Raw genomic sequence first — 26,559 nt, forward strand, 5'->3', positions numbered from 1 at the left:
ACTAAATTTCGATTTTACGCCCAGTTTACCGGCAGCCAATTAAGCCGAGGTACTGACCATCGAACCCGTGGTGGTGCTGCCTTCATCCTGCAATGCCTGCAACAACGCCGCCGTGGCGGTCTGCAACGACCCTGAGGTGGTCGCGGTTTTACTCGAAGGCGTCGAAAGGGTCTGGTTGATCGAAACAGAGGTGATGCTAACCATGAGACTTATCCTGTTTGGGTTTAGGTTAAATCCATCATCGACATCGTTTAGATGGACTTGAGATCGACTGTGTACCTGTTTGGTAAACAAACGGGTACACAGTCCTTTGCCCTACGCGCTCAGACGCGTCGTCACTTCATTCAAGTGCCCCGAACCGTGTGTCTTCAGGGAGCAGCACGGTTTCATGCGACTATCCGTTTCGCCTCCAATGACAATTCATGCAGGCTGGCCAATCGCTGCATGATGCGCTCGACCACTACTACCCGCGCTATTGCACCATTTTGAAGTTCACCCATTGAGTGCAACGCGACCTCGGCCTTTTCCAGGCCCAACCGCGTCGACCCCGCCAAGTGCTCGATACCCTGGCGCGCATTCTCGGCAGACTGTTCCAGGCCCGTGGCGATGTGTCGGATCTGCGCACTGGAATCGGCGGCCTGGCGAGACAGATTGCGCACCTCGTCTGCTACCACGGCGAATCCTCGACCATGACTACCCGCCCGTGCGGCCTCGATGGCCGCATTTAATGCCAGCAAATTGGTCTGTCGGGCAATGTCCTGAATGCTCCCGACAATGGCGCCAATTCGTACCGACTGACTGCTCAGCTCGTTGAACACCTGATCGAGACCCTGCATATAGAGATTCAGATCGCCGAGCACACTCGCCGATGACTGCATGCTTTGCGCACTCGACTTCACCCGTTCGCCAGCAGTCCGCGCCAACTGATCGGCGAAGCGCATGTCCTCCTCGGTTTGCAGTACTGCTTGGGTCAACTGCTCCAGGGTGGCCTGAACGTGTGCCCCCGGCCACACAGGGTTGGGTATCTGAGCCTGCGTTTGCACAACGGCCACCGGAGCACTGAGTACCGGAACCTCCAACTCGCGCTTTGGCGGTTCCTGTCGCACAACCGCAAGTTGCCGATGATAGAGCGCGGATGCGAGCAGCAACGCGAGGTTTATTCCGCCGGCCAGCAGCAGGCGCTCATTATCACCCCAGGCCAACACCACTGCGCCCACGCCTGCAACCATCAACAGCAAACCGGCCCATATTTTACGTGCCCTATGAGCAGCCATGCTGATCACAGCGGCGTTCAGGTGTAACTGAAGATCAGCAGGTTTTTCGATAACCTCATGTACGTCGATATTGCGCATGGCATCCGTCTCTCGTTGTTGTTTTTAGAACGGCGGACGAGAAGTCCATCGCTTTTGTTGAGGCCATGCGAGGCTATGGAGGCGAAACAAAACGCAATATCCGACCTGTGCAGATATCTATCCGTTTTGTGCAGAGGTGGCGTCATGGCGCCCAAGGAGCGCGGAAACTGACCCGGCGCAAGGGTCAGGCAAACGTTTTCAGCAGAAGGTTGACGTAATGGCTTTTAGACCTCACCGGCGACGACGAAAGGCTCCAGGGCTCTCCCCGGTCCATTGCTTGAACGCTCGATGGAACGCGCTGGGTTCCCGGAACCCCGCCTCCTGAGCGATTTCGGCGATGCTCATGGACGTCGTACGCAATCGTTCGAAGGCAATGGATCGACGCATTTCATCCTTGATCTGTTGGTAGGTAAACCCTTCACGCTCTAACGCACGCCGCAGGCTGCTGAGGTTAATCGCAAACTCTGCGGCAAGCTGTTCGAGCGTCGGCCAGTGATCGTAGCCGCAGGATTTCAAGCGTTGATGAATTCGGGCGCTGTATCCCTCTCTGTTACGAAAACGGATAAAAACCGACTGCGGAGCGTTACGTAAAAAGGTGTACAGCGATTGTCGATCCTGAATGACCGGAAGCTTCAAGCATTCAGGATCCAGTTCGATTTCCGTGATATTCGCGTCAAACTCCACGTAAGCACCCCACAGCAAGTGCTCATCACCGTGTCCAGGCAACGAATGTTCGAATTGCACGCGACTGATGGGCATGCGCCTGCCTGCCAGCCAGCACATCAACCCAACGATCAGAACCATGAAGGTCTCAATCACGATGGCCCGCAAATGTTCATCCTTGCTGGTACAACGCATGACCACCACCCTGCGTTTACCGCGGGCCTGTACTTCGCATTCAATGTCACGCAGGAACAGTTTGAAGTAGTCCAGCGACTGCTTTAGCGCCTTCTCTACTGTAGGAACCTGGATCAATCCTCGGCAGATCAGGGCGAAACTGCCCAAGGGCATGCCATGGGAGTCCAAACCAAAAAACTCGTCGTCAAGCTCCTTCACCACGGCCAGCCAAAGCGCGGCGAAGTTTGTCGCGGCTACCCGTTCAGGCAGTTCATCCAGCGAGCGCTCCGCGAACCCTGCCTGCTCTAAAAGACGAGCGGTTTCCACTGGCCGGCCACTAAATTGATAGAGCAGCGCCTTGGCGAAGTAGGAAGAAACGGAGTGTTTTTCGTTCATGGATACTGGGTTGCCTATGGCAAAAAATAGCAGTTTTGCTGAGCGGTTTTGGCATAGGCCCGGCGCCTGCTCGCCCCTTAGACTGTCCACCTGATTAGCAGTATCCCAGATGTCGGCTGCGGCGCCATTACCTGATTTCGGTAAGACCGCTTGAAAACCCGTCATCCCTACAAGGAATAACTCCATGAACACCCCTGATATTTACGTTGTCGGTGCCGCACGCACTGCAATCGGCACCTTTGGCGGATCGCTCAAAGATGTGCCGATGGCCGATCTGGCAACCACGGCCGTCAAGGCTGCCTTGCAACGCAGTGGCGTCGATCCTGCGCACGTCGAACATGTCGTGATGGGCAATGTCATTCCGACCGAGCCCCAGGATGCCTACATCTCCAGAGTCGCGGCGATGAACGCCGGCATCCCGAAGGAAACGCCCGCCTACAACGTCAACCGCCTGTGCGGTTCCGGTTTGCAAGCGATCATCTCGGCTGCACAAACCTTGCTGCTGGGCGACGCTGAAATCGCCATTGGCGCAGGAGTCGAGGCCATGAGCCGTGGCCTGTACATTCTGCCCGCCGCTCGATGGGGCGCTCGCATGGGCAACACCCAGGCCATTGACTACATGCTCGGCATTCTGCACGACCCCTTCCAGGGTTTTCACATGGGCATCACCGCCGAGAATATTGCCGAACGCAATGGCATCAGCCGCGAGATGCAGGATGCCCTGGCCATGGAGGACCAGACTCGGGCGTTTCGTGCCATCGAGGAGGGTCGCTTTATCGAGCAGATCGCTGCCGTTGAAATTCGAAGCCGCAAAGGCACCCAACTGTTCAATATCGACGAGCACCCTCGTGCTACCTCTCTGGAGCAACTGGCGCAAATGAAGCCGGCCTTTAAGAAGGATGGCTCGGTCACTGCTGGCAATGCATCCGGTCTGAATGACGGTGCCGCCGCGTTGGTGATGGCCACCGGTGCCGCAGTCAAAGCCAATAACCTGCGTCCCCTCGCCCGCCTGGTCGCTTATGCCCATGCGGGTGTCGAGCCAGAATTGATGGGCCTCGGTCCGATCCCCGCCACGCGTCTTGCGCTCAAGCGTGCGGGTCTGACTGTGGCTGATCTGGACGTTATCGAAGCCAATATCGCGTTCGCCGCGCAGGCGTGCGCTGTGACTCAGGAATTGAATCTGGATCCGGCCAAGGTCAACCCGAACGGTTCGGGCATTGCCCTTGGCCATCCGGTCGGGGCTACCGGCGCGATCATTGCGACCAAAGCTATCCACGAACTGCACCGCATCGGCGGGCGCTATGCGCTGGTGACCATGTGCATTGGTGGCGGCCAAGGCATCGCCGCCATTTTCGAACTCGTTTGAGGGGTTGTAAGTGAGTATTCAAAAACTAGCAGTCATTGGCGCAGGCACCATGGGCAACGGGATTGCCCAAGTGTGTGCACTTGCCGGAATAGACGTGACATTGATTGATATTTCCGATGAGGCGCTCGCAAAAGGTCTGTCGGCGCTGACTACGAATCTCGATCGCCAGCTGCGCAAAGAAACGATTACAGCAGCGGAGATGCAAGGTGCTCTCAACCGGATCTCTCTCAGCACCGACTACGTGGCGTTGAATGGAGCCGAGTTGGTCATTGAAGCGGCAACCGAGAATCTGGAGCTCAAAAAACGCATTCTCAAACGAATCGATGACACCGTGAGTGATGACTGCGTCATCGCAACTAACACGTCATCGCTGTCGATTACCGAATTGGCGGCAGTGGTCAAACACCCGGCTCGCTTCATTGGTCTGCACTTCTTCAACCCTGTACCGATGATGGCATTGCTGGAGGTCATCCGCGGTTTGCAAACGTCGGACATCACCCACGCCTTGGCGCTGAAACTCGCCGAACAGATTGGCAAGAGTGCAGTCACGGCTCGCAACAGCCCGGGCTTCGTGGTCAATCGCATTCTGTGTCCGATGATCAACGAAGCGATCTTCGTTTTGCAGGAAGGCCTGGCCAACGCCAAGGACATCGATACCGGCATGCAATTGGGCTGCAATCACCCTATCGGCCCGCTTGCGCTGGCTGATCTGATCGGCCTGGATACCATGCTGGCGATCATGGAGAGTTTCCATGATGGCTTCAATGACCCGAAATATCGTCCAGCGCAACTGCTCAAGGAAATGGTCGCGGCAGGTTATCTGGGCCGCAAAAGCGGGCGCGGTTTCCATGTCTATACCTGAGCGCTGTTCACGCTTCGCTCAGAGCCGTGACAAGGCACTGGATCTGTTCGCCAGAAAGGGATTCGGCCAGGTTGGCATGCGCGAGCTGGCAACCTATCTCGGGCTCACACCTGGCTCGCTTTACCATCATTATCCAAGCAAACAGCATTTGCTCCTCGACTTGATCGAGGAGCTTTACGAAGAACTGCTGACCACTGTACGTCTGATAGAGCAAAGCCCTGATGACGGGGTGAACACCTTGCAAGTCATTATCCGGGCACACCTGAATCTGTACCGGGAAATGCCGTTGCACTTTCGCCTGGCTGAACGCGACAGTTGTTGTCTGAACGAAGAACAACAACTGCGTGTCAGCCATTTACGCGAACAATATGAGCGCCAACTGCTCGTGGCACTGGGGTATAGAACACTGTTTACCCCGCATCGGCTTCAGGCCGCCGGGCACGCCATTGCCTCATTGCTCAGCAGCGCACCCTCCTGGTTGGTACAGCGCACCCTTGACGATCAGGACCGCGACGAACTGATGGAAGACTTGATGATGGGGGCGATTTGCTCGGTGCTCAGGTCACCGGCCTCCAGCAACGCGCGCGCCGTGTCGATGCGCAAGTTCTGCAAATAGGTTAGCGGCGACTGCTCAAGCACCCTATTGAAGCGGCGTATCAAGGTTCGCTCGCTAACTGCCAACCTCTGTGCCAGATCTGTCATACGTACCTGTTCCGCCAGGTGATCCTGAAGCCACTTCTGTGCGCATTGCATGGCGATGGCCTTTCCCGCAAATTTGTTGAGCACGTGAACAGCTTGTAATAGAAACGTGGCATGTGCGCTTATCGCATACCAGACACTCCGACTCAGTCACCATCGGACGCATTTGCAGATTGACCTGCGGAAATCTCTCGCGGAAATGCCCCTCCAGCCACCAAGTGGTTGTCGCCATTTTGTTATCGAGCAACCCCGTACCAGCGAGCAGTTGGACAAGTTGCTGAAAGCGGATCTTGTGACCTTCAACTTCCCACGGCACTAAAAATGGCGGCATAAAAATACGGCTGAAGCGACAACCACCTTGCAAAACGCCGGGGGTGGGAGGGACACTGAATTAAATTTATGTCTGCCTCTCGAGCAGCGAGGCAGACATACCCGCAACCGCTTGTAGCTGACGCATGTGTGCTAAGTTGAAACTGTTTCTACTCAAAATCTCAACATGGCAGGGCTCACCATGCCTCGAAGCGTCCTTCTACGTAGGTCAATGGTAAAAGCAGTCACCTATCGCGTAATAATTATGTGCCTGGACTTCATGACAATTTTTATATTTACGGGGACGCTGCGGGTGGCTATCGGTTTCATGGTCGTCAGTAATTTATACACCACGTTTGCTTATATTTTTCATGAGCGTCTGTGGGCAAAAATCACCTGGGGAATTGAAGAGCATCAAGATCATACCGGCTAAACAACTCGTGCCGATGCCTTCTGAGGCGCTGTTTAGATCAAAAGCCAGTGTCCTGCGTGGTTAATTCGTTTATCTATTTTAATTATTCGAATACCTGTTTCTGGCAGGCTTAAATTAACGAACTACCCACTCAGGACACTAGCTTCAAGGTGCGCAGCAACAGACGTGCGAAGAAAAATTCTGCAGTGGCCAGTTTCCCGCCATAGAAAGCTTCGTCTTCGCTGAGTTTGGCGAGATCAAATGGCTGACTGACGTAATACGAAAAGGCGCGACCACCTTTTCCACTCAAGGAATGGTGATCTTTCGCCAAGCCACCGCCATGCGTTAAAACTGTTTTTTCATCTTTCCGACAACGTGCACACACAAGTCGCTCTGAGGCATTACACGGCAAGCCAACACCGTGCCGGCCGCCAGTTCTTCTACGCTGACATGTGCGCGACTCATGGTCTTTACCTCAAAGGCACCATTGAGGATCTGAACCTTACAGATACCGCATCCACCGCCACGGCATCCCAATGGAATGCCACGACGGCCAAGACGAGCCATACCATGCAGAACCGACTCACGCTCATCACAGGCGTAATGCTCTCCGGTGTCTTCGATCAATACTTGATATTCCATGGCCCGTTCTCACGCAGTGGAAGTGACTATCGGCAAAAGTCCAAGAGCCTCTAAAGCCGCAGTGGCACACACCTCGTCTTGTTCTTCAGTACTCATCCGAGAACTTCAAGCTTTGCAGCCCGTGCACAGATTTCCTGTTCGCGTAAGACATCTGCGCCAATGCCGCCAATCGACCAGTCCTGTGGTTCAACCCGGATGCACCTGCCCCGCACAACGCTCCGATCAACTGCTAATATTTCGACCAGCAAGGAAGTAAATCCGGTCATTAGCTTCTGACGTTCGTCCAATGGGCGTCCTTCGAGCACGATGAACTCGAAGTACGGCGCATGCAGTCGATGGGTACTGACACAGTGCCCGGCAACAGCAAACTCATCTGCTGCATGCAAGGTGATTATCGCCCGCACCCGGTCCATCGGTGACAGCAAAACCTTGCTGTAAAGATGTGAGGCATCCTGGAGCAAACGCACTTTTTGCTCAGCCGAACAAGACCCTTCAACGAGATGAAAATTTACTACCGGCATTTTTGAGGCCTCATGCATATTCTTATATTTATTGTTTAATCACACGACCCAACGCACATCAGGGCAAGCCGCGACGTCGTCCAGAATCCAGCATCAACGTGGATCCGGTCATCGCGTCAGCCTCGGGGGCTAGCAACAAACTAACGGCCCAGGCCACTTGCTCCGGCGTCGTGAAGGCACCGATGGAGGATTCAAGACACATCTCCTGCAGAACGGTTTCAGTGCTGACACCACGCTGCCTTCCCCGGTCGGCTGCCACTTTGTGCAAACGCTCCGTATCCGCAGGTCCCGGCGCAATAAGATGCGCCGTCACACCTCGCGAGCCATAAGCCAGACTGAGCTGACGTATCGCGTTCGCCAAGGCTGCGTTTGCTACTCCCGCTGAGGCCGCGTATGCCGTGGGTTCAAAACCGTAGTGTCCACCGATAGCGACGAGACGAGATCCTTTGACGAGACTCGCATCCACAGCACGGGTCAGGCGCAACAGACCGCCGACTTTAATATTGACCGCATCTGTCAGCGCAGACGTAGGGGCGTCAAGAACGCCGCCTACGACCGCCACGCCGGGGCCATGGACAATCATCCGCACCGGCCGATCCAGTACGTTTCGGATATGCGCAATGGACTCGTCGGCAGAAATGTCGGCAACACAAGGGATGACCCCAGGATGAATCCGGCTTAGCTCATCAATAGCCGCCGAGCTGCGGGCCACTGCGACGACGTCCAATCCGTTGGCGCACAGTCGCGCAACGATCTGTTTACCAAAGGCACCAGTTGCCCCCACCACCACCGCTAATTCATTACGTGAGTTCATCGTCCACCCGCCGTTAAGTTTCGGGTTCGGAGCATGCACCACATGCCCCGAAGCTTATTCAGGTGGGAAGAACTACTCCACGGTCCCTGGCCATGGTCATTGCCGTGTCGAAGATCATGTCCTCTTGGCCACCGATCATTTTCTTGCGGCCCAACTCGACCAGAATGTCGCGGGCCGGGACGCCAAATTGCAGGCTTGCACGCTTGGCATGCAGGAGGAATGTCGAGTAGACGCCTGCATAGCCGAGAGTCAGTGACTCGCGGTCAACCCGCACGATGTGCTCCATCATGGGTACGATGATGTCTTCTGCTACGTCCATCAGCTTGAACAGGTCCGTGCCGGTTTCGATGCCCATGCGTTCGCACACTGCGGCAAACACTTCCAGCGGCGTATTGCCGGCACCGGCGCCCAAGCCAGCCACGGAACCATCAATGCGGCTAGCGCCCGCTTCGATGGCGGCGATGGAGTTGGCCACGCCCATGCCCAGGTTGTGATGGCCGTGGAAACCGATCTCGGTCTCCGGATTGAGTACCTCACGCAGGGCACCAATACGTGCTTTTACATCGTCAGGCAGCATGTAGCCGGCAGAGTCGGTGACATACACCGTCTGCGCGCCGTAGGACTCCATCAGCTTGCCCTGTCTGGCGATACCTGCAGCATCATTGAGGTGCGCCATCATCAAAAAGCCGGAGGTGTCCATCCCCAACTTGCGGGCATAGGCGATGTGCTGGGGCGAGGTGTCTGCCTCGGTGCAGTGGGTGGCCACATGCACGCTCCGCGCACCGCAGTCGAACGCCGAGTGCAGCTCCTTCATAGTGCCGAGCCCTGGAATGAGCAGGACCGATACTTTGGCCTGTTTCATCTTGGGTGCCACTGCGCTGATGTACTCCTCATTCGTATGAGGGGCAAAACCATGCTGCAGCGAATTGCCGCCCAAACCACCGCCATGGGTGACCTGAATGTAAGGCACGCCAGCGTCATCCAGCGCGGTAGCGACCTTGACCATCTGCTCGACACTGATCTGTTCACGCTTGGCATGCATGCCGTCGCGCAGGCACATGTCGTGCAGGATTACCTTGCGGCCCTTGAGGCTGGAACGGGGGGACTGACTCATTACGCGACCTCCGAAGCTTTAAGCTGAATCTTGCCGGCGAGCATTTCCTCGGCAAACATCTCTGCAGTGCGGGTAGCGGCTGCCGTCATGATGTCCAGATTGCCGGCATAGGTCGGCAGGTAGTCGCCGAGGCCTGCCACTTCCAGGAACACGGAGACTTTCTTGCCTTCAAAAACAGGCCCGTTGACCAGGCGGTAGCCCGGCACGTACTTCTGCACCTCGACGATCATTTGCAGAATCGACTCAGTGATTCGGGCTCTATCCGGCTCGTCATCCGTCAGGCAGTAGATGGTGTTGCGCATCATCATCGGTGGGTCGGCCGGGTTGATAATGGCCAACGCCTTGCCCTTGCGAGCGCCACCGACTTTCACAATGGCGCTTGAGGTGGTGTTGGTAAATTCATCCAGGTTGGCACGGGTGCCCGGGCCAATCGACTTGGACGCCAGGCTGGCGACGATCTCGGCATACTCGACGCTCTGAATACGCGAGACGGCATTGACGATTGGGATAGTGGCCTGGCCAGCGCAGGAGATCATGTTGACGTTCATCTCCAGCTTCTCCGCGTGCTCTCGCAGGTTCACCGGTGGCACGCACAGCGGGCCGATAGCCGCTGGGGTAAGGTCAATCATCAGCACACCGAGAGCGTTTAGCTTGCGGCTGTTTTCGGCATGTACATAGGCGCTGGTAGCGTCAAAGGCGATCTGAATGCCATCTTCAAGCACGTGCGGCAGAAGACCGTCCACGCCTTCATGGGTGGTTTTCAAACCCATGGCACGAGCGCGCACCAAACCCTCGGATTCGGGATCGATACCGACCATCCAGACGGGCTCAAGCACTGGGCTGCGCAAGATTTTGTAGATCAGGTCAGTGCCGATGTTGCCTGAGCCTATGAGTGCACACTTGATCTTCTTCATTGAGATTGTTCCTTATTCTTCGCAGCGCGCTGTGCCATGTTCATACCGGCCACGTAAAACTCGTCGCTACCGTGCTCGGTAATGAGGATGCGCACTGTTTCCGGAGCACACTCCAGACTGTTGCAAACCGCCGTGGTGACTGCGGCTGCAACGCGGCTTTTCTGCTCTGCGGTGCGGCCTTCGACCATGTGCATTTCGATAATTGGCATGCTTGATTCTCTTCGTTTTTGTCGTTATTCAACGAAACGCATCGACACGGTACCCAGCTCCTGAAAGCGAGCCACAATGCTGTCGCCTGGTTTCACCGCAAGGGCCTCGGTGATGCCACCACTCATCACGAAGCTGCCGGCCGGCAGTATCTCGCCCATCTCCGCCAGGATATTCACCAGCATGGCGATGGCTTCGGCCGGATGGCCCATGACTGCCGCAGAAGCACCCATAGCGACGATCTCGCCATTTTTCTCCATCACTACGCCAAGGGTCTTGAGGTCCAGATCATCGACATAACGTGCCCGTCCACCCCCGACAAAGCGCGCGGAAGAACCGTTGTCGGCGATCACACTGGCCAGGTCGAACTTGAATCCGGAAAATCGCGAATCAATGATTTCGACCGCAGGGAGGACATAGTCGGTCGCCGCCAAAACGTCCTGGGCGGTGCAACCAGGCCCCTGCAAGTCACTCTTCATAACAAAAGCCACTTCGCATTCAACCCGTGGATGCACCAGGTCTGAAGTGGAGATGGCCGAACTCTCGGGGCGGGCCATGCGATCGGTCAAAAAGCCGATCGAGGGCACGTTGACACCCATCTGCTGCATCTTGGCTTTTGACGTCAGCCCGGCTTTCCAGCCGACCAGCTTGTGGCCTTTTTCGATGAAGCGACGACGAAGCTCGCTCTGCACGGCATAACCATCGGCGATGGTCATGTTCGGGTATTCGTCGGTCAGCTTGGGAATGGCGTAGGCGCGGGTCTGCGCACCTTCAACCCGCTCGCACAGGCGAACGATGTCCTCACGCAACAGTGTCAGATTGCTGCTCATACTGCGCTCCTCCCGGAAAACTTGACGCGACAGCTACCAAGGCCGCCGACGGTACACACCAACTCATCCCCATCTGTCACCGGTACCAACGAAGACTGGGAACCCGAGAGAATCACCTCGCCTGCCTTGAATGGAATGCCCAATGCACCCAGGGTATTGGCCAGCCAGGCCACAGCATTCGCTGGTGAACCTTGCACCGCAGCACCGACGCCGGTAGAGAACAACTCGCCGTTCTTCTCCAGCACCATGCCTGCCAGGGTGATATCGAGCTTGCGCGGATCGCCCTTGGTTTTACCCAGGACGAATACGCCGCAAGAGGCATTGTCCGCAACGGTGTCCTGGATCTTGATCTGCCAGTCGGTAATGCGTGAATCGACGATCTCGAAACAAGGCACCACGTAGTCAGTCGCACGGATCACGTCCATCGCGGTGATGCCTGGCCCCTTGAGGTCATGCTTCAACACAAAGGCCAACTCGGCTTCGGCTTTCGGCTGAATCAACTGGCCGAGGTCAATGGTGTCGCCCTCTTGAAAAACCATGGCCGAAGTGAGCATGCCGAAGTCCGGCTGATAGACGCCGAGAAAGTCCTGTACAGGCTTGCTGGTCGCACCGATTTTCTTGCCGACGATGGTTTCACCCGCTGCCAGCCGCCGAGCGACGAAGCGCTCCTGGATACGGTAAGCATCCTCAATGGTGATCTCCGGCTCACGGGTGAGCAGTGGCGCAACGGCGCGACGGGAGACGAAAGCTTGGTAAAGCTCATCGCCGTAATGCTCGATCTTTTGCTTGTCCATAAGGGCCTCAGAGTTTCACGCAGATATTTCGGGTTTCGGTGTAGAACTCCAGCGAATGCACGCCGCCTTCGCGACCGATGCCCGACTGTTTGGAGCCGCCAAACGGGGTGCGCAAATCGCGCAGGAACCAGCTGTTGATCCAGGTGATGCCAACGTCGATACGCGCCGCCATGCGGTGGGCACGAGATAAATTAGAGGTCCATATGGTGGTCGACAGGCCGTAATCGGTCGCGTTGGCTTTCTGCACGACTTCGTCCTCGCTGTCGAACGGCGAAATGTGGCAGCACGGCCCGAAAATTTCTTCCTGCACAACGGAAGCTGTTTCAGGCAGGCCGGTCCAGATAGTGGGTTGCACCCAGGCACCTTCGGCCAGATCCGCCGGCATATCAGGCACACCGCCGCCGGTCACCAGAGTGGCGCCCTCCTCCACAGCCTTACGGTAGTAAGACAGCACTTTCTGCTTGTGCTCCTGGCTGATCAGCGGGCCGTAGTTGGCATGATGATCATCGGGACGACCATATTTGACCGCCTCCGCCTTGACCTTAAGGGCCTGGACAAAACGCTCGAAAATCGGCCGCTCGACATACACCCGCTCGGTGCCCAGGCAGACTTGGCCCGAGTTGAGGAATACCGAGCGTGAGAAGCTCTCAACCGCCGCATCAAAGTCGGCATCGGCAAACACGATGCCGGCATTCTTGCCACCCAGTTCGAACGACACATCGCGCATGCCTTCGGAAGCGGCTTTCATGATGGCCGTGCCAGTCCGGGTCTCGCCGGTAAAGGTGATGGCATCGACGTGCGGGTGTTGGGTGACGAACTCGCCAGCGGAGTTGGGCCCGAATCCGTTCACTACGTTGTAGACACCCTTGGGGATACCCACTGCGTTCATCACTTCACCCAGCAGTGCCGCCGTTTGTGGCGACTCTTCGGACGGCTTGACCACCACGGTATTACCGCAGGCCAGCGCCGGACCTACTTTCCAGGTCATCAGCATGAACGGGGCATTCCACGGACAGACCACCCCGATCACCCCCTTGGGGCGGCGAATCGAGTAATTGAAGGCGCCGCGACCATCAGGCGTATCCATCTGGAAGGATTCGCTGGCGACGTTCTTGATCACGTCGGCGAACACTTTGAAGTTGGCCGCCCCGCGCGGGATGAATACGTGCTTCATGACGTGCTCAGGCTGACCGGTGTCGGACATCTCGGCCTCAACGAAGTCGTCGAAGCGGCGGGTGATTTCGTTAGCGACACCGTAGAGCAACTCAATGCGTTGATCCGTGGTAAGACCACCCCACTCGCCCTGTAGCGCATTACGTGCAGCGCTGACGGCGGCATCTACCTCGCCGCGTCCGGCTTCACTGATCGAGCAAATAACACTGTTATCGACCGGTGAACGCTTGTCGAAACGTTTGCCACTGGCAGCGCCGACGAACTCACCGGCGATGAAATTTTCAATCTGGCGCATGGAAGCTCCGGGGTGTTGTTCTGTATGACTACCCGCTGCACCTTCCCCAGGTCAGCGGGTATTAGTCCCTGAAACGAGTCTAGAAAAGCCAGGCAATACCGGCTAATACTTTGTTTTACCAACTCTGATACCTACAGGGTATTGACACTGAGGTAACAAAATCAGCCCACACAAGCTCCCTTGACTAACCTGTTGGGGGCGCTAGTCGGCGCGATCAGATAGCCTTGAACAAGGGACTGCGGACCTGCTGAGCATCCGCCGCCGATATAAACTTCTCGGTATAGATGTCGCGCTCAAACAGGCGTCCCTGCATCAGCGTACTGATGCAGGAGTCAATCATTAAAGGCGGGCCACACAGGTAAGCCTTGTGCCCCCTGAAGTCGTTATTGAAGTGCGCCTTGGCCGCGTCATGGACGAAGCCACGGGAGCCTTCCCAGCCAGAGTCCTCCGGCTCATGGGAGAGCGCAGGCACGTAGTTGAAGTTCGCGTATTGCTGAGCCATGGCGAGGAAATCGTCGTGGTAATACAGCTCGCTACGATGGCGTTGGCCATAAATGAGGGTGATCGGCAGTTCAAAACCTTCCGCCAGCAGATCCAGAATCATTGAGCGCGGGCTGGAAAGCCCGGAACCGCCGCCCATGAAAATTACCGGCATATGCGCCGACTTCTTCACAAAGAAGCGACCGTAGGGGCCGGTAATGCTCATGCGCTCGCCGACCTTCACCTGCTCGTGAACATAACCCGTACCACGACCGCCTGGCACGATACGAATATTCAGCTCAATTTCACCGCCATCCGTAGGTGCACTGGCAATCGAAAATGCCCGGCTGCCGATACCGTCAGGCAACTGCAGATTGATGTATTGACCGGCCTGGAAGTGCATTCCAGCCGGATCGTCGAGCTTGATCCACACGCCCTTGATGGTAGGCGTGAGGGTTTCGATGCGGCTGACCGTACCGGCGAAGTCGCGGACCGGCAGATTCTCGGCATCCGGGTCTTCATCGATTTCCGCCTCAATCACCAGGTCGCTCTCAGCGGTAGCGCAGCAGGCCAGGCACTTCTTCTCTTCGCGCTCAAAATCCATCAGGGCAAAGCTGGAGGCCTCGCCGTGTTCAATCTCGCCATCCACCACCTGAATCTTGCAAGTCGCACACAAGCCGTGGCAGCAGGCGTGTGGCAGGTAGATGCCAGCCCGCAGAGCCGCATCGAGAATGGTCTGACCTTCTTCGATCTCGATGGTCTGACCCAGTGGTTCAATCGTCAGTTCGTAACTCATAGCCCGTCCCCCTTCTCAGCTAACTGCGCAAATAGTGTTGAGGCCCGGCGTACTGAAACGCAGCTGATCTTTGTGGCCGATAGCATTGTCGGCCAGGCTGAGATTGAAGTCGGGCACCCAAGGCCGGTTGCCCTTGAGCCACTCGACAGTGCGCCAGTTAATCGCTGCGGTATCCGGGTCCGCTTGCAGCAGCGGCTCGAGAGCGACCTGAATCAACTCGGCGAAAGTAGTCTGCGGCGGCAGACAAAGCAGGAACGGGGCAGCAAAAAGCAGATGGTGATCCCAGCTGACGTACACCAGCTGTTTGCCGTTGAAATTCTCAACGCGATCACGGGCAACGCCTACGTACTCTTTAAGGGCGACTACAGGCATTTTGTTCTCCTTATTATTGTGTTGGGCGTGGCCGCTTCAACTAACGACCACCCCCTTTAGAGGCTTACTGGTTCGACGTCGCCAGACCACGCCACAGTTCGAAGTTATGGCGGTCCTGGGAATCGGCAAAATCACCATTGTCCTGACCGTCTTTCAGCGAAACCCACTCCATCCAGGCAGCCAGATCACCATTGAGCGGCGCTTGGAAGAGTGCAGGCATGGGCAGCCATGCCTGGATATATTTCTCCGGCTCATTATTGAAAATTTCCAGGCAATGATCAGAGCAGAAGTGATACTTATCGCCTTTGTATTCAACTTCACGGTGGCAAGTAAGCGTCGGATCATTTGGCTCGGTAAATACCGTCGGCAACTGGCAGCACTGGCACAGTTTAGCCAGGCCATAGTTCTTGAACGGCGTACCTGCCGCCGCCAGCTTTTTGATGTGTTCCCAGCGTGGCCGGTAATACTTGTCGAACGTGGTGGGGTACTTGGCAGATAACCATTGCAGGTCCTCATCCGAGGGGATCCATGCATGAAAGGCAGTACCAAAGCTCCACTGGTAAAGACCCAACATGAACTGGTGAGACATGTGGTCGATGCCTGCTTCGGCGTCATCCCAGCTCTTCGGTGGACGAATACCGTAGCGCGCCAGGTCCTTGAACAGCGCACCGCCGTTCTCTGCACCGTAAATATCCCACGCCTCGCGCCACGACATGACGCGCTTGGGCAGCATGTAATCCATCATGGTGCTGACCAGGCCGAGAACCCGGAAGCCACGCCAGAACCACTTGTCGATCCAGCCCTGAACGATGGGCAGGTTGTCCGGATCCTGCTCGAGCATGAACTTGATGCATTCAAGCCCCAAGGTCATGTGCCGCGCTTCATCCGACTGGGCCGAGAAGCCGAAGGTCACCGTGGCCATGTCACCGTTGTAAGCTGCGCCGGACATGAACGGTACGAACAGCAGGTTGGTCAGCACGTATTCGAACGAGAAGCCGATGGCAATCATGAACTCAAACGGACCGGCCGACATCGCATCGTCAAAGAACGAGCGCGCCACAGACGTGTACCAGATGCGGTCACGCTGATCAGCAAACGCATGGAAGCCGTTGTAGAACTTGTTGTAATTGGACAGTGCGTGGACTTGCGTCTGGGCGTGGCGAATTTCATCAATGGCCTGCATCTGGCAGGCCACTTGCGTCCCCACACCGCGAAACTCACGGCCCACACGGGCAAACCCTTTATGCGCGGCGTACTCACCCGGACTGATGGCCTGCAGAAATATTTTCAAGGCCGACAGGTAGCGTGCATCGGTAATATTCAGATGGCCGTTATTCTGCGCATGGGCGTCGATAATCGCGTAAAACTTACGCTCTTTTTCCGCCTGATACTTCCAGTACGCATCCATGGTCAAGCGGAACGGATCTTCCCACTTGTTCCAGTCATGGATCTTCAGCCCTTCATAGGCAATGTAGGGAAAGAGTTCTTCCTCGGTGCGATAAGACGGTTCCCACGCCAGGTCGCGCGTCAACAACCGGTACTTTTCTTTCGCATTCATTTTTTTATTATTTGCTTTCATGTCCATGCTAAATATTCTCGCTTAGTTGCCCCAGGTCAGGGTCAAGGAGTCTTCGTCTTCAACGACGTTGCCGGAGAGCGTGATCAGGTTGATATTCAGCTCTTGCATATCAAAGCTGCGACCCATCTGTTCTTCAATGGTTTCTCGGCGAATGACCAAGCGGCCAGGCGCATTGATTTTGACCATCGCCGGTTCGCGATTGACCACGGCCTCGGGGTTATCTATTTCAATCGCCTCGATAATGGGGCGAGTCTCTTCATTGGTTTGCAATGCAATAAACACAGTCGACATAGAAACCTCTCAGACCACGACGCCGGTTTTTTCAAGGCGAGCCTTGAAGACGATCAATTGCTCAGCCATGACCTCATCGGCCTGGCCCGCAAAAACCTGCCCGATCACCGGCAGCAAGGCGGCTGCAGCGCGATCACGCCAAACGGCTGTCCAGGCCTGTAATTGCTCGCGGTTTTGCTCGGACTCAGCGGCCGCTACCTTCATGACCGCATCGACCCATTTGCGGGTCTCCTCAAACCAGTCGCTCATGAATTGAGTCAGCATGGCCACCGCCGAGCCGCCATTGGCCGCAAACCGGTCATCCACGATGCGCCCGTACACCAGCGGATAGAGCAAGCCATCCAGGGCCACGTTTTGCGCAACAAACAGCTCGAACGGATCGCGTACCGCCATGCAGTCCTCGGTATAACGACGCAGTGCTTGCCAGGCGTCTCCTTCCATCCAGGCGGCCTTGCCCTCTTCCAGGGCTTCGGTGCCACCCAGCAGCAGACCAATCCGCGACAGGTATTGAGCCGAACCCAGGTTATCCATCGCGTGGTACATACACGGCTGGGTAAACACCGTGCTGTAGCCGTAACCGCAGATAAAGGTGTTGTTGAGATTGGCGCCCCAGGCAGCGTGACGCAGCGGCACCAACAGATTGAGCGCGGAGCTGCGCAGATCGTCTGAAAGCATGTCGGCCAGGCCGCGGGTTTCAACGAAGTTGAAGTTCGCTTCGGTGTTCTCTTGCTGACGCGCGCGCGCCAGCGTGTAGGTGCTGTAGTAAAACTGGCGCGGGTCTTTCAAGGCGTACCAGTCGCGCATCACGATCTTGGTGATGCTGGCGTCGTAAAGCGCCTGCTCCGGGTCCCAGGTCGGCAGGTAGTGCAGATTTTCCTCAGGCTGGATGTCGTAGCTGCCTTCCTGATAGCGCGAAGAGGGCTTGTCGCCAAAACGACGGGCCAAGTGATCAAACGTCTGTCGCAATGGCTGGATGCTGACCGTGCGAAGATCTATATGCATGTGTATCTCCCACAAGCGTTTCACCTGAGGTGAAACGCCCAATTCGATTAGTTTTTGAAACGAACCTGTGTGGCGTCAGCGAGTCGCCAATCCCAATCAGCCGAAGCATCTTCCTCGTCCGTAGACGCAGTCGGCGCGGGCATCAACGCAACCTTGTTGGTGGCGCAGAACTCGGCGAATGCTTCATGAGTCAGGATCATTTCAACGAATAGCCCAGGCTCGCCAATGGCGAAGTCGAACTCGACAAAGCGGCTCCCGCGATTGCCGGTAACCCGTACAAAACGCTTTTGCGTATCCAGGTCGGCCGGCTGCATTTCCAGTGACTCATCGGGCAAAGCCATAGATGTGCCCTCAGGTCACTACAGTCAGAAAGGTCTCGTGCAGTTTGCGCTGCGGGTAGTCGAGGCCTTGGGCGAAGTTGTCGTAGGTCCAAGACAGCGGCTCGTAATCTGGATAAGGGTGGTAGCCGCCCATGAAGGTTTCAAAACGATTGCCTGAGGGATCCCACGCATAGATGGTGCAGCCGCGGGTTACGCCATGACGGGTAGGGCCAATATCAACGTTCACTTCGTTCATCGACATGATGTCGCCGGCACGCAACACTTGCTCCCACGACTCGAGGAGGAATGAGCAGTGGTGCAGCTTGCCCTTCTCCGGATACTCGACGAAGGCGATGTCATGGACTTTGTGCGAGCAGGACAACCAGATGCCCATGTCGCTGTCGCCATCCGGGCTGAGTACGCGCTCAACCAGAAAGAAGCCCAAGACGTCGGTGAAGATCTTCTTCACTTCGGCGATATTCGGGCCATACAGCAAGCAATGGTCCAGCTGGATAGGGGCGATGCCATGTTCGCGCTGAGCATTCCACGGAGCCGGGTTGACTTGGGGAATGCCGTTACCTATACGGGTTTTCTCCGCATACAACTCGATCAGATGGCCGGATGGCAACTCGAAGCGCACGCGCTCGCCGGTTTCCAGCATTTCACCGGCCGGGATGCGTGTAGTGACCAAACCGTATGCTTGCAGGTCGGCATCAAGTTTTTCCAGAGTGGCCTTGTCCAACACCTTGAAGCCAAAGAAATCGATGCCAGCGGTGTCCGCCTCACGAATCACATAGCAGTTGTGATCACGCTCGTCCCAGCATTTAAAGTACACGCGCCCCTGGTCATCACGCCCGGTTTCCACCAGGCCCAGCACGTTGCGGTAAAAGTGGATGCCTTCTTCAAGGTTCAACACGCGCACCTGGGCATGCCCTGGACGCAATACACCTGTCATCGCCATTTGTTGTCTCCATTATTGGCTAGATGAGGTTGGCTCTACGCGTGCCCTTTCGGGCTAGCGACAAGCCGGACTTACAGTCTCGATCTAACTTTGCATAGAGGATGCCAATAACTTCAACTAATTGATTTATATGGTTTTTAATAGATAAACAAAAGAATAAGCCCCCCTCACAGGATGACGTTTCTGTCCATTCGCCACCCACGCCTTACAAAAACGTAAGGCCGCACATCAGCAAAACGCGATATCCCGAGCAAAACGATGTCCACCCACTGGCAAATGAGCCTGGAGTGACCGTTAGATGGGCAAAAAAAACACGTCGGGCGACGTGTTTGGCATAAGGCTTTTTAAAAAACAGGCATTCCTTCCGCCTTCACGGTCATGTCACAGGAATGCCTGGATTAAAGAGCACCTATGGATTGATAGGTGTACGCTTTTGTCAGGCGCTATCCGGGGCCTATTCGATATCACCCAATACCTGTTTTACCCGATACGCCAACTGACGACGGGTTATGCCGAGTAGACGTGCCGCGTGGGTGAGGTTGCCATTGGCCCGCAAAACAGCGAGCTGCAAAAGACGAGCTTCATGTACCTGAAGATCGAAGCCCTCATCCAGTAAACTATCGTAAAGTTTATCTTTCCTGGCTTCATCCGCATTCCCCACCTTCCCCTGCCTGTCAATTACAGCACCGAGCGCAGTCACGGGAGCCATACCAGGGAACAGATGTTCCACCTCAATTTGTCCCCCTGAAGGAGCAAGCAAAACAGAACGCTCAACCAGGTTTTCAAGCTCACGGACATTGCCCGGCCAGTCATAGGCCATCAGCTCTTGCATCGCCAGATCGCTGATACCGTGAATAGTCTTGTGATAGAGCGGTGAGTATTTTTCGATAAGCACCGAGACCAGCACCGGAATATCCGACTTGCGCTTGCGCAGGGGGGGGATTTCTAATGGATAGGTCGCCAGGCGGTAGTAGAGGTCGGCGCGAAAACGACCATCGGCAATGGCTTGTTGCAGATTGACGTTGGTGGCGGCAACCAGCCGCACACTGACCTTGCGGGGCTTATCGTCGCCCAGTCGCTCGACTTCTCCGGTTTGCAGTACCCGCAAGAGTTTCACCTGGGCCGAAGGGGAAAGCTCACCCAGTTCATCAAGGAATAACGTGCCACCATCGGCTCGCTCGAACTTGCCGGGTCGTGAATTCTGCGCGCCGGTATAGGCTCCTTTCTGCACACCAAAAAGCTCTGATTCGATCAGGTCATTGGGAATCGCTGCACAGTTGATGGCTACAAACGGTTTATCTGCACGATCACTGTTTTCGTGCAGCCACTGGGCAAATACCTCTTTGCCGACCCCGGTTTCACCCAAGAGTAAAACCGTTATAGGACTGCTGGCTGCCTTACTGAGCAAACTGAAAGCAGCACTAAACGCTGGGGAGCTGCCCACCAGCTTGCCAGGCGGACGCTGTTCGCGCTGACGACCACGCACTTGCCACAGCTCCTCTTGCAACTGTTCAAAAGAAGTCTCCTTATCCTTTGGCTCCAGACAGTGTTCGAGGAAAGCGTCATCTCCCCAGTCTTCCACCGGTTTGCCAACCAGCACGCAGTTAGGGTCACCACAACACACGCATTTGGTTTCACGAAAAACAATGAAGCGCTTGAAGAATCGAGAGGTATAACCCGATGCATAGCCCGACAGGTGCCAGCAAGCAGCCTCATCGCCAGCACCGAATAATTGCAGATGCGATTCAGCTTCCCATGAGTTTTCACATTTCACTTCGCCGAAAAATGTCCCTTTTTCCCAGTCTATTTTTGCTTCGGTGATGGTTGATCGAACCAGACCTTCAAACGCGTGCAGCTCAGGGCCGATCTTGAAAACGTCAAAGTCGTCACCCTCGCCATAGAGCTTTTGCGCAAGGTCGGCATCATGCTGGCCAGCTGCAAAACCCATGCGAAACAAAAGTCCTTTGGCGCGCTTGGACCCAAGCGACTCAAACAACTCTTGGCGCAAGGCCCCGAAGGCCTTGGCGTGAAGCAGCAGCATGCGGTTTTCGTCGAGCCAGATCTGCCCGCTCTCGATATTAAAGCGCAGCCGTGAACGCAAATTGAAGCGTTCGGCAAGGGGTTGCTCGATCATGAACATTCCTAAAACGTAACGAAGCACGAGCCTTTCGATCTTGAGGACGGTAAAACTCACCAAAATCGATTGCGTTTTTTATTGTGCGTGCGATCTGAAGCGTTCGCTGCATGGGTCTTAGTTTATGCGGATAACGCGACACACGCCTCTTTGACTTTTAGGTAAGCGTTTCTGATCAAAGGAGTCGTGCGCTCACGTATCTGTTTCAGCTTCCCGCCTTGGGCAGCATTGAGCAGTTCATCACGAAGCACGCGATAGCCGTCCAAAGCTTCCCGCAAACGGGAGAAATGAGCTTTACGTGCTTCACCCCCTGCCCCTCCATCCAATTGCGCACGCCCCAGCAGATGATCGATTTCTGTGTCCAGAGAGCGTATCCGCTCTATATGCGGCAGCATCTGCGAGGTAGCGCGGGCATTCAAAACCATTATGTTGTGAGCACGAACTTCTTCGATTGCGTCAATCATGGAGGCCAGCGCATTACGACTGACATCTATTTTGTTCGCCAATACTTTCAGATCCACCAGACCCAACATCAATTGGCGTAAGCCCGCATTGCAGTCGTTGACCCGGTTATCCAGCTCGCTCGCCAAGCGGGCCACACCACCAGAGTCTTCCAGCAATTGCCCGGTCTTCTGCACTTCGACACTGGCACGCTGGGCAATCTCCTCCACCGCGCTAACGGTATTTTGCGCAGTACCTGCAATACCCTTCAGCACACCGCAAGCATCGTCGGCTTGTTTCACACCCTCGGTGGCTTCCTGGCGAGCCTGAGCCAGGCGCTGTTCAAGACGGTCAATACCGTCGCCGATCAGAGCGATGATTTCTCCGACGCCCAGTGTGGCGTCGCCTGTGCTCTCAGCCAGCTTGCGGACTTCATCAGCGACCACACTGAAACCCCGGCCTTGTTCACCCGCTCGGGCAGCCTCAATAGCGGCATTGAGCGCCAACAAATTAGTTTGCCCGGCGATGCTCCTGATAATGGCAACGATCTCGCTGATGCGTGCAATTTGATGACGAACACCATCAAACTCCTCACCCACTCCTGCCACCACATTGGCCAGATCGACCATCGCGGCGGCCACCTGCTGCACCTGCTCGCCACCACCAGACACCTGATTGCGAGCATCGGTAGTGGACGAGGCCAGTGCAATGGCCTCGCCCGACGTGGTCCGCGCGCGCTCAGCCATACCTTGGACTTCGACCATTGAGTTCACCGCCAACTCTGACTGCCGATCCGCCGTGCCAATGGCCTCGGTGAAACCCGAGACCAAGGTGCCTGCGGAAATCGTCAACTCCGAGGCCAGTACATTCATGCGCTGAACCGACTCGACCTTGTCTTGTAATACCACCAGCAAGCGCGCCATCGAATCCTGCATGCTTGTCGGTGCGGGCTGAGGATCTGCCAGCATCACAAGGGTGTTGTTCAGCGCAGCCGCGATCGCTCGTTCACGTCGCGAACTACCACTTAGCAGCCCCCATGCAAGCAGCGCCGTCAAAATGGCCCAAAGCCAATGCAGTCCGCCTACGTCAAACCCTCCAAGCATTGCGCCAGTTGCCAGAAAAATGGTGTTGATCAGATCACGGCCATGACCGCTCCATATAGTGCTCATAGTCAATGCACCCTTCTCGCCGGTCAGATCGCAACGCCCTGTTTGGGCTTCAACAAAAAGTGGGCCAGCGCGGGTAACAAGATCAGCGCTCCGAGCATGTTCCAGACAAACATGAACGCCAGCAAAATACCCATGTCAGCCTGGAACTTGATCGGCGACCAGACCCACGTCGCGACCGCAATCCCCAAGGTGATACCGGTTAACACCACCACCTTGCCGGTAAAGATCAACGCCTTGTAGTAAGCCTCCGAGAGCGACATGCCCTCCTTCATCCGCGCCAGCGTCACGGTCATCACGTACAGCGCGTAGTCCACGCCTATACCCACACCGAGGGCGATCACTGGCAGAGTGGCAACCTTGACGCCGATATTCAGCCACACCATCAACGCCTCACACAGTACGGAAGTAATCATCAGCGGCACCACCGCACAGACAACCGCACGCCATGAGCGAAAGGTAATGAACGCCAGCACGATCACCGCCGCGTAGACCAGGAACAGCATTTGAACGTTGGCCTTTTTCACCACGATATTGGTGGCGGCCTCAATGCCGGCGTTGCCCGCGGCATTGAGAAAGCGGATGTCATCGCTGTTGTATTTAGCCGCGAAGCCTTCGACCACGCCGACCACGCTTGTCAACGTATCGGCTTTATGGTCCTTGAGGTAGGCATACACCGTGAGCAAGTCGCAATTCTGGTTGAACATCTCACGCGGGGCGCGAGTAATAATGGCATTGAGCATGTCTTGCGAACGTGGCACTTCGAACCATTTGAGACTGCCTTCGTTCATCCCTGCGTTAGCCACCTTGGCGATACCTGCCAGCGAACTGATGGCCTCGACCCCAGGCAGTTTCTGCAATTCATGCGACAGCGCATCGACAGCCATCAGCGTGCTGTAGTGAGCACACGCGTATTGCGGTGTCTTGACCATGATGATGAACACATCACTGCTCGCCGCGTAGTTGTCCACCATAAAGGCGTTATCACGGTTGTAACGCGAATCCGCACGCAGCTCCGGTGCGCCAGGATCGGTATCGCCAATTTTCAGATGGGTGCTCACCATCAGACCGATGATGCCCAAAACCAGGCCCACTGCCACGGCCACGGTCGCCCAGAAGCGTCGGGTAAACAGGTCGAGGAACGCCCAGAACGGATGCTTCCTGTGCTGTGTGTCGTTGTTTTCCGACAGTTCTGCCTTGAGGCTGCGCTTCGCTGCCGCAGGGCTGACTCCCGTGTAAGAAAGCAGGATTGGCAGCAGCACAAGGTTGGTGAAAATCAGCACAGCGACGCCGATACTCGCCGTGATAGCAAGATCCCGTATGACCTGGATGTCTATCACCATCAACACAGCGAAACCGACCGCATCGGCCAGCAACGCGGTCATGCCCGCCAGGAACAAGCGTCGAAAGGTATAGCGCGCAGCCACCCATCGGTGCGTCCCACGACCGACGTCCTGCATGATGCCGTTCATCTTCTGCGCACCGTGGCTCATGCCAATAGCGAACACCAGAAAAGGCACCAGGATCGAGTAAGGATCAAGCTCGTAACCAAGCGTAGGTAAAAGACCCAGTAGCCATACCACCGCGACCATTGAACAGAACACCACCAGCAAGGTGCTACGCAGGCAGCGGGTGTACCAAAAAAGTACCGCAGTGCAGATGACGATGGCTGCGGCAAAGAACACCAGGACCTGTCTCAGGCCATCAATCAGGTCACCCACTACCTTGGCGAAGCCGGTAATGTGGATTGCAATTTTGTCCGACTCGTATTTGGTGCGCAATTGCTCAACACGCAGGGAGAGTGCGTGATAGTCAATCCGCTCGCCGGTTTCAGAGACTTTTTCCTGAAGGGGAACCAGCACGATGCTCGACTTATAGTTCGCCGCCACCAACTGGCCAACTTCACCTGAGCGCTCGACGTTTATTCGGACCTGCTCAAGGCTTGGCACAGACCCATCATAGTTATCGGGAATAACCGGCCCGCCGTCCAAACCTTCTTCGGTCACGCCTGTCCAGCGTACGGCTGGTGCCCACAGCGACTTCATATAAGGGCGGTCGACACCCGGCAGCAGGAAGACTTCATCACTAAGTTTGCGTACCGTTTCCAGATACTCAGCACTGAAAATATTACCGTCTTTGGCCTCCACCGCAATGCGTAGCGTGTTGCCCATGCCAGACAGCTGCTTGCGGTTTTCCAGGAAGTTGACAATGTAAGGATGACCCGTAGGGATCATCTTCTCGAATGCCGCATTGAGCGAGAGCCCACGCGCCTGATAACCCAGCAACAGCGTGATGAACAAACACAGTGCAACGATCACTATGCGGTTGTTGAACAACAACCGTTCACAAAGTGTTCCTGATTGTTTATCGAACGCCTGCAGGTCGCTTATGACAGCTTCCGAGGGAATAAGCTGCGCATGATTCATTATTGAACTCCCGAAACTAATGTACCCGGCTCAATCCGGGACAGCCCGCGCTCGCCGAAAATGATCAGAGCACCCTCCGCCGACTCGACTACACCGCTGAGCCCGGCTTGCGCTTGGGTTTTGAGAGCCACAAAACTGCGGCCGTCGTCAGTACTGCGTAACAGGCGTCCACTTTCGTCAGCGAGCAGCAAAGAACCGTCGTGCAGTCGTCTTGCGGCGGTAAGTGTCACCGATTGTTCCGGCGCCACCCGTTGCCAGTTGGCCCCGTGATCCGGACTGCGCCAGGCATTGCCGCGTAGACCGTAGGCCAGCAGCGTATCGCCCTCAAGATTCAGCACACCGAAGAAGGTGCCCTTGTAGGGTGTGGAGATCTCACTGAAATGGCTGCCTCCATCTATTGAGCGAAATAACACGCCTTGTTCACCGGCTATCAGCAATTCTTGATGATTGATCTGTACCTGATAAAGGTGCTTGCCACGTGGGTTAGGGATTCGTCCAACCAGCGATTGCCAGCTCTGGCCGCCGTCTGCAGTGGTGAGTGCTATGCCGTAAGCACCCACCACATAGCCATGCTGCTCATCACTAAACCGCACGCTCAAAAAAGGCTTGTCCGGACCATCGCTTATCAGGAACCCGGCACTACGCACCTCTGCGGCAGCGCCCTCTTGGCCAGCATCGGCGCGCTGGCGGGCATCGTCGAGAATCACCTGCGCGACTTCCTGGCCGTCAAGCTGACGCTGCCAGGTTTCGCCGGCATCGGTGCTGTGCAAGACCACACCGCTGTGCCCCACCGCCCAACCCTGGGTTGGTGTCGGGAAGTCCACGTCGGTCAGCAGCACACTTACCGGCACGCTCTTGGCTTGACGCCATGAATGCCCTGCGTCGTCGGAAAGCAGAACGCTGCCGCGCTCGCCGACAGCGACCAGGCGCTGGCCTGCCTGGGCCACGGCCAGTAACAAACCCTGCCGTGCCCGTGTGTTCTGTTGTGCAGGAAGGTCGAGCACATCGGGCACGACCGATTGTCCTGCTGCAACGCAAAGGCTGGCCAGGCAGG

Annotated in this window: 29 protein-coding genes; 4 read left to right on the plus strand and 25 right to left on the minus strand. The window is 56.1% G+C overall.

From position 1 onward, the window contains the following. Window positions 1-39: 39 nt before the first annotated feature. The 3 genes from QN399_RS06015 to QN399_RS06025 form a co-directional block, all read right to left on the minus strand. Window positions 40-204 carry a hypothetical protein gene (locus tag QN399_RS06015; protein WP_322183154.1) on the minus strand — a complete coding sequence of 55 codons (165 nt, stop codon included), beginning with the start codon at window positions 202-204 and terminating at the stop codon, window positions 40-42. 182 nt (window positions 205-386) lie between these two features. Continuing rightward, window positions 387-1,352: a methyl-accepting chemotaxis protein gene (locus QN399_RS06020; protein ID WP_322179303.1), complete on the minus strand. Its 966-nt coding sequence runs from the start codon at window positions 1,350-1,352 to the stop codon at window positions 387-389. Between the two features lie 231 nt (window positions 1,353-1,583). Further along, the gene (locus QN399_RS06025; RefSeq protein ID WP_322217768.1) at window positions 1,584-2,585 is read right to left on the minus strand and encodes an AraC family transcriptional regulator; all 1,002 of its coding nucleotides are present in this window, start codon (window positions 2,583-2,585) and stop codon (window positions 1,584-1,586) included. Between the two features lie 184 nt (window positions 2,586-2,769). Here QN399_RS06025 and QN399_RS06030 point away from each other — a divergent pair, with 184 nt between their 5' ends. Genes QN399_RS06030 through QN399_RS06040 form a run of 3 tightly spaced genes read left to right on the plus strand, consistent with a single transcriptional unit; the run spans window position 2,770 to window position 5,429 of the window. Then, entirely contained in the window at window positions 2,770-3,951 is a 1,182-nt protein-coding gene (locus QN399_RS06030; RefSeq protein ID WP_330200694.1) for an acetyl-CoA C-acyltransferase family protein, read from the plus strand. Between the two features lie 10 nt (window positions 3,952-3,961). Beyond that, window positions 3,962-4,813 carry a 3-hydroxybutyryl-CoA dehydrogenase gene (locus QN399_RS06035; protein WP_322179306.1) on the plus strand — a complete coding sequence of 284 codons (852 nt, stop codon included), beginning with the start codon at window positions 3,962-3,964 and terminating at the stop codon, window positions 4,811-4,813. Then, entirely contained in the window at window positions 4,800-5,429 is a 630-nt protein-coding gene (locus QN399_RS06040; protein WP_330200695.1) for a TetR/AcrR family transcriptional regulator, read from the plus strand. The genes QN399_RS06035 and QN399_RS06040 overlap by 14 nt, the downstream gene beginning before the upstream one ends. Here the strand turns inward: QN399_RS06040 and QN399_RS26785 are convergent. Further along, window positions 5,315-5,566: a helix-turn-helix domain-containing protein gene (locus QN399_RS26785; protein ID WP_369125130.1), complete on the minus strand. Its 252-nt coding sequence runs from the start codon at window positions 5,564-5,566 to the stop codon at window positions 5,315-5,317. The two genes, QN399_RS06040 and QN399_RS26785, sit on opposite strands and share 115 nt — an antisense overlap. Window positions 5,567-6,053: 487 nt before the next feature. Between QN399_RS26785 and QN399_RS26790 the strand changes: the two genes are divergently transcribed. Then, window positions 6,054-6,254, plus strand: a complete 201-nt coding sequence (locus tag QN399_RS26790; protein ID WP_369124880.1) for a DUF2061 domain-containing protein — start codon at window positions 6,054-6,056, stop codon at window positions 6,252-6,254. Between the two features lie 130 nt (window positions 6,255-6,384). Here QN399_RS26790 and QN399_RS06045 read toward each other — a convergent pair whose 3' ends face one another. From QN399_RS06045 to QN399_RS06145, 21 genes are all read right to left on the minus strand, one after another. After that, window positions 6,385-6,543, minus strand: a complete 159-nt coding sequence (locus QN399_RS06045) for a hypothetical protein (RefSeq protein WP_322179308.1) — start codon at window positions 6,541-6,543, stop codon at window positions 6,385-6,387. 35 nt (window positions 6,544-6,578) lie between these two features. After that, window positions 6,579-6,875 (minus strand): 2Fe-2S iron-sulfur cluster-binding protein, encoded by a 297-nt coding sequence (locus tag QN399_RS06050; protein ID WP_330200696.1) that lies wholly within the window; start codon window positions 6,873-6,875, stop codon window positions 6,579-6,581. 92 nt (window positions 6,876-6,967) lie between these two features. Further along, window positions 6,968-7,396 carry a tautomerase family protein gene (locus QN399_RS06055; RefSeq protein ID WP_322216176.1) on the minus strand — a complete coding sequence of 143 codons (429 nt, stop codon included), beginning with the start codon at window positions 7,394-7,396 and terminating at the stop codon, window positions 6,968-6,970. A gap of 58 nt (window positions 7,397-7,454) precedes the next feature. Beyond that, window positions 7,455-8,210 (minus strand): SDR family oxidoreductase, encoded by a 756-nt coding sequence (locus QN399_RS06060; protein WP_322216172.1) that lies wholly within the window; start codon window positions 8,208-8,210, stop codon window positions 7,455-7,457. Window positions 8,211-8,268: 58 nt separating this feature from the next. After that, window positions 8,269-9,324 carry a 4-hydroxy-2-oxovalerate aldolase gene (gene dmpG / locus QN399_RS06065; RefSeq protein ID WP_322179312.1) on the minus strand — a complete coding sequence of 352 codons (1,056 nt, stop codon included), beginning with the start codon at window positions 9,322-9,324 and terminating at the stop codon, window positions 8,269-8,271. After that, window positions 9,324-10,238, minus strand: a complete 915-nt coding sequence (locus QN399_RS06070) for an acetaldehyde dehydrogenase (acetylating) (RefSeq protein ID WP_322179313.1) — start codon at window positions 10,236-10,238, stop codon at window positions 9,324-9,326. Before QN399_RS06070 ends, dmpG begins: the two co-directional genes overlap by 1 nt. After that, entirely contained in the window at window positions 10,235-10,447 is a 213-nt protein-coding gene (locus QN399_RS06075) for a tautomerase family protein (RefSeq protein WP_322179314.1), read from the minus strand. Before QN399_RS06075 ends, QN399_RS06070 begins: the two co-directional genes overlap by 4 nt. 24 nt (window positions 10,448-10,471) lie before the next feature. After that, window positions 10,472-11,275 (minus strand): 2-oxo-3-hexenedioate decarboxylase, encoded by an 804-nt coding sequence (dmpH, locus tag QN399_RS06080; RefSeq protein WP_322179315.1) that lies wholly within the window; start codon window positions 11,273-11,275, stop codon window positions 10,472-10,474. Further along, complete coding sequence (gene dmpE, locus QN399_RS06085) at window positions 11,272-12,069, minus strand: 2-oxopent-4-enoate hydratase (RefSeq protein ID WP_322179316.1); 798 nt, start codon at window positions 12,067-12,069, stop codon at window positions 11,272-11,274. The genes dmpH and dmpE overlap by 4 nt, the downstream gene beginning before the upstream one ends. 7 nt (window positions 12,070-12,076) lie before the next feature. After that, the gene (locus tag QN399_RS06090; RefSeq protein ID WP_330200697.1) at window positions 12,077-13,537 is read right to left on the minus strand and encodes a 2-hydroxymuconic semialdehyde dehydrogenase; all 1,461 of its coding nucleotides are present in this window, start codon (window positions 13,535-13,537) and stop codon (window positions 12,077-12,079) included. 214 nt (window positions 13,538-13,751) lie between these two features. Further along, window positions 13,752-14,813: a phenol 2-monooxygenase domain-containing protein gene (locus QN399_RS06095; protein WP_322216166.1), complete on the minus strand. Its 1,062-nt coding sequence runs from the start codon at window positions 14,811-14,813 to the stop codon at window positions 13,752-13,754. A 15-nt stretch (window positions 14,814-14,828) separates the two neighbouring features. Beyond that, window positions 14,829-15,185, minus strand: coding sequence for a phenol hydroxylase subunit P4 (locus tag QN399_RS06100; protein ID WP_322179318.1), 357 nt, complete (start codon window positions 15,183-15,185; stop codon window positions 14,829-14,831). 64 nt (window positions 15,186-15,249) lie between these two features. Then, on the minus strand, window positions 15,250-16,770 hold the full coding sequence (locus tag QN399_RS06105; protein WP_322179319.1) for a YHS domain-containing protein: 1,521 nt from the start codon (window positions 16,768-16,770) through the stop codon (window positions 15,250-15,252). A 15-nt stretch (window positions 16,771-16,785) separates the two neighbouring features. Further along, the gene (locus tag QN399_RS06110; protein WP_322179320.1) at window positions 16,786-17,055 is read right to left on the minus strand and encodes an MmoB/DmpM family protein; all 270 of its coding nucleotides are present in this window, start codon (window positions 17,053-17,055) and stop codon (window positions 16,786-16,788) included. A 9-nt stretch (window positions 17,056-17,064) separates the two neighbouring features. After that, the gene (locus QN399_RS06115; protein ID WP_322179321.1) at window positions 17,065-18,057 is read right to left on the minus strand and encodes an aromatic/alkene monooxygenase hydroxylase subunit beta; all 993 of its coding nucleotides are present in this window, start codon (window positions 18,055-18,057) and stop codon (window positions 17,065-17,067) included. A gap of 47 nt (window positions 18,058-18,104) precedes the next feature. Beyond that, entirely contained in the window at window positions 18,105-18,398 is a 294-nt protein-coding gene (locus tag QN399_RS06120; protein ID WP_330200698.1) for a phenol hydroxylase subunit, read from the minus strand. 10 nt (window positions 18,399-18,408) lie between these two features. After that, entirely contained in the window at window positions 18,409-19,338 is a 930-nt protein-coding gene (locus tag QN399_RS06125) for a catechol 2,3-dioxygenase (protein WP_219061755.1), read from the minus strand. A gap of 454 nt (window positions 19,339-19,792) precedes the next feature. Then, window positions 19,793-21,472, minus strand: a complete 1,680-nt coding sequence (locus tag QN399_RS06130; protein ID WP_330200699.1) for a sigma 54-interacting transcriptional regulator — start codon at window positions 21,470-21,472, stop codon at window positions 19,793-19,795. Between the two features lie 122 nt (window positions 21,473-21,594). Next, window positions 21,595-23,082, minus strand: coding sequence for a methyl-accepting chemotaxis protein (locus QN399_RS06135; RefSeq protein WP_322179324.1), 1,488 nt, complete (start codon window positions 23,080-23,082; stop codon window positions 21,595-21,597). A gap of 23 nt (window positions 23,083-23,105) precedes the next feature. Then, the gene (locus QN399_RS06140; RefSeq protein WP_322179325.1) at window positions 23,106-25,505 is read right to left on the minus strand and encodes an MMPL family transporter; all 2,400 of its coding nucleotides are present in this window, start codon (window positions 25,503-25,505) and stop codon (window positions 23,106-23,108) included. Continuing rightward, window positions 25,505-26,518 carry a YCF48-related protein gene (locus tag QN399_RS06145; protein ID WP_330200700.1) on the minus strand — a complete coding sequence of 338 codons (1,014 nt, stop codon included), beginning with the start codon at window positions 26,516-26,518 and terminating at the stop codon, window positions 25,505-25,507. The genes QN399_RS06140 and QN399_RS06145 overlap by 1 nt, the downstream gene beginning before the upstream one ends. Window positions 26,519-26,559: the final 41 nt, after the last annotated feature.

Origin of the sequence: Pseudomonas sp. 10C3 (assembly GCF_036346185.1) — a bacterium.
In the GTDB taxonomy this organism is placed as follows: Bacteria; Pseudomonadota; Gammaproteobacteria; order Pseudomonadales; family Pseudomonadaceae; genus Aquipseudomonas.

Bases quoted from the DNA above. Each gene is read 5' to 3' on its own strand.
- QN399_RS06110 (WP_322179320.1), bottom strand. From the start codon at position 17,055: ATGTCGACTGTGTTTATTGCATTGCAAACCAATGAAGAGACTCGCCCC.
- dmpG (WP_322179312.1), bottom strand. From the start codon at position 9,324: ATGAGTCAGTCCCCCCGTTCCAGCCTCAAGGGCCGCAAGGTAATCCTG.
- QN399_RS06115 (WP_322179321.1), bottom strand. From the start codon at position 18,057: ATGCATATAGATCTTCGCACGGTCAGCATCCAGCCATTGCGACAGACG.
- QN399_RS26785 (WP_369125130.1), bottom strand. From the start codon at position 5,566: ATGCAATGCGCACAGAAGTGGCTTCAGGATCACCTGGCGGAACAGGTA.
- QN399_RS06075 (WP_322179314.1), bottom strand. From the start codon at position 10,447: ATGCCAATTATCGAAATGCACATGGTCGAAGGCCGCACCGCAGAGCAG.
- QN399_RS06105 (WP_322179319.1), bottom strand. From the start codon at position 16,770: ATGGACATGAAAGCAAATAATAAAAAAATGAATGCGAAAGAAAAGTAC.
- QN399_RS06100 (WP_322179318.1), bottom strand. From the start codon at position 15,185: ATGCCTGTAGTCGCCCTTAAAGAGTACGTAGGCGTTGCCCGTGATCGC.
- QN399_RS06070 (WP_322179313.1), bottom strand. From the start codon at position 10,238: ATGAAGAAGATCAAGTGTGCACTCATAGGCTCAGGCAACATCGGCACT.
- QN399_RS06090 (WP_330200697.1), bottom strand. From the start codon at position 13,537: ATGCGCCAGATTGAAAATTTCATCGCCGGTGAGTTCGTCGGCGCTGCC.
- QN399_RS06060 (WP_322216172.1), bottom strand. From the start codon at position 8,210: ATGAACTCACGTAATGAATTAGCGGTGGTGGTGGGGGCAACTGGTGCC.
- QN399_RS06030 (WP_330200694.1), top strand. From the start codon at position 2,770: ATGAACACCCCTGATATTTACGTTGTCGGTGCCGCACGCACTGCAATC.
- QN399_RS06125 (WP_219061755.1), bottom strand. From the start codon at position 19,338: ATGGCGATGACAGGTGTATTGCGTCCAGGGCATGCCCAGGTGCGCGTG.
- QN399_RS26790 (WP_369124880.1), top strand. From the start codon at position 6,054: ATGGTAAAAGCAGTCACCTATCGCGTAATAATTATGTGCCTGGACTTC.
- QN399_RS06095 (WP_322216166.1), bottom strand. From the start codon at position 14,813: ATGAGTTACGAACTGACGATTGAACCACTGGGTCAGACCATCGAGATC.
- QN399_RS06025 (WP_322217768.1), bottom strand. From the start codon at position 2,585: ATGAACGAAAAACACTCCGTTTCTTCCTACTTCGCCAAGGCGCTGCTC.
- QN399_RS06040 (WP_330200695.1), top strand. From the start codon at position 4,800: ATGTCTATACCTGAGCGCTGTTCACGCTTCGCTCAGAGCCGTGACAAG.
- QN399_RS06135 (WP_322179324.1), bottom strand. From the start codon at position 23,082: ATGAGCACTATATGGAGCGGTCATGGCCGTGATCTGATCAACACCATT.
- QN399_RS06120 (WP_330200698.1), bottom strand. From the start codon at position 18,398: ATGGCTTTGCCCGATGAGTCACTGGAAATGCAGCCGGCCGACCTGGAT.
- QN399_RS06130 (WP_330200699.1), bottom strand. From the start codon at position 21,472: ATGATCGAGCAACCCCTTGCCGAACGCTTCAATTTGCGTTCACGGCTG.
- QN399_RS06055 (WP_322216176.1), bottom strand. From the start codon at position 7,396: ATGCCGGTAGTAAATTTTCATCTCGTTGAAGGGTCTTGTTCGGCTGAG.
- QN399_RS06050 (WP_330200696.1), bottom strand. From the start codon at position 6,875: ATGGAATATCAAGTATTGATCGAAGACACCGGAGAGCATTACGCCTGT.
- QN399_RS06020 (WP_322179303.1), bottom strand. From the start codon at position 1,352: ATGCGCAATATCGACGTACATGAGGTTATCGAAAAACCTGCTGATCTT.
- QN399_RS06015 (WP_322183154.1), bottom strand. From the start codon at position 204: ATGGTTAGCATCACCTCTGTTTCGATCAACCAGACCCTTTCGACGCCT.
- dmpH (WP_322179315.1), bottom strand. From the start codon at position 11,275: ATGAGCAGCAATCTGACACTGTTGCGTGAGGACATCGTTCGCCTGTGC.
- QN399_RS06140 (WP_322179325.1), bottom strand. From the start codon at position 25,505: ATGAATCATGCGCAGCTTATTCCCTCGGAAGCTGTCATAAGCGACCTG.
- dmpE (WP_322179316.1), bottom strand. From the start codon at position 12,069: ATGGACAAGCAAAAGATCGAGCATTACGGCGATGAGCTTTACCAAGCT.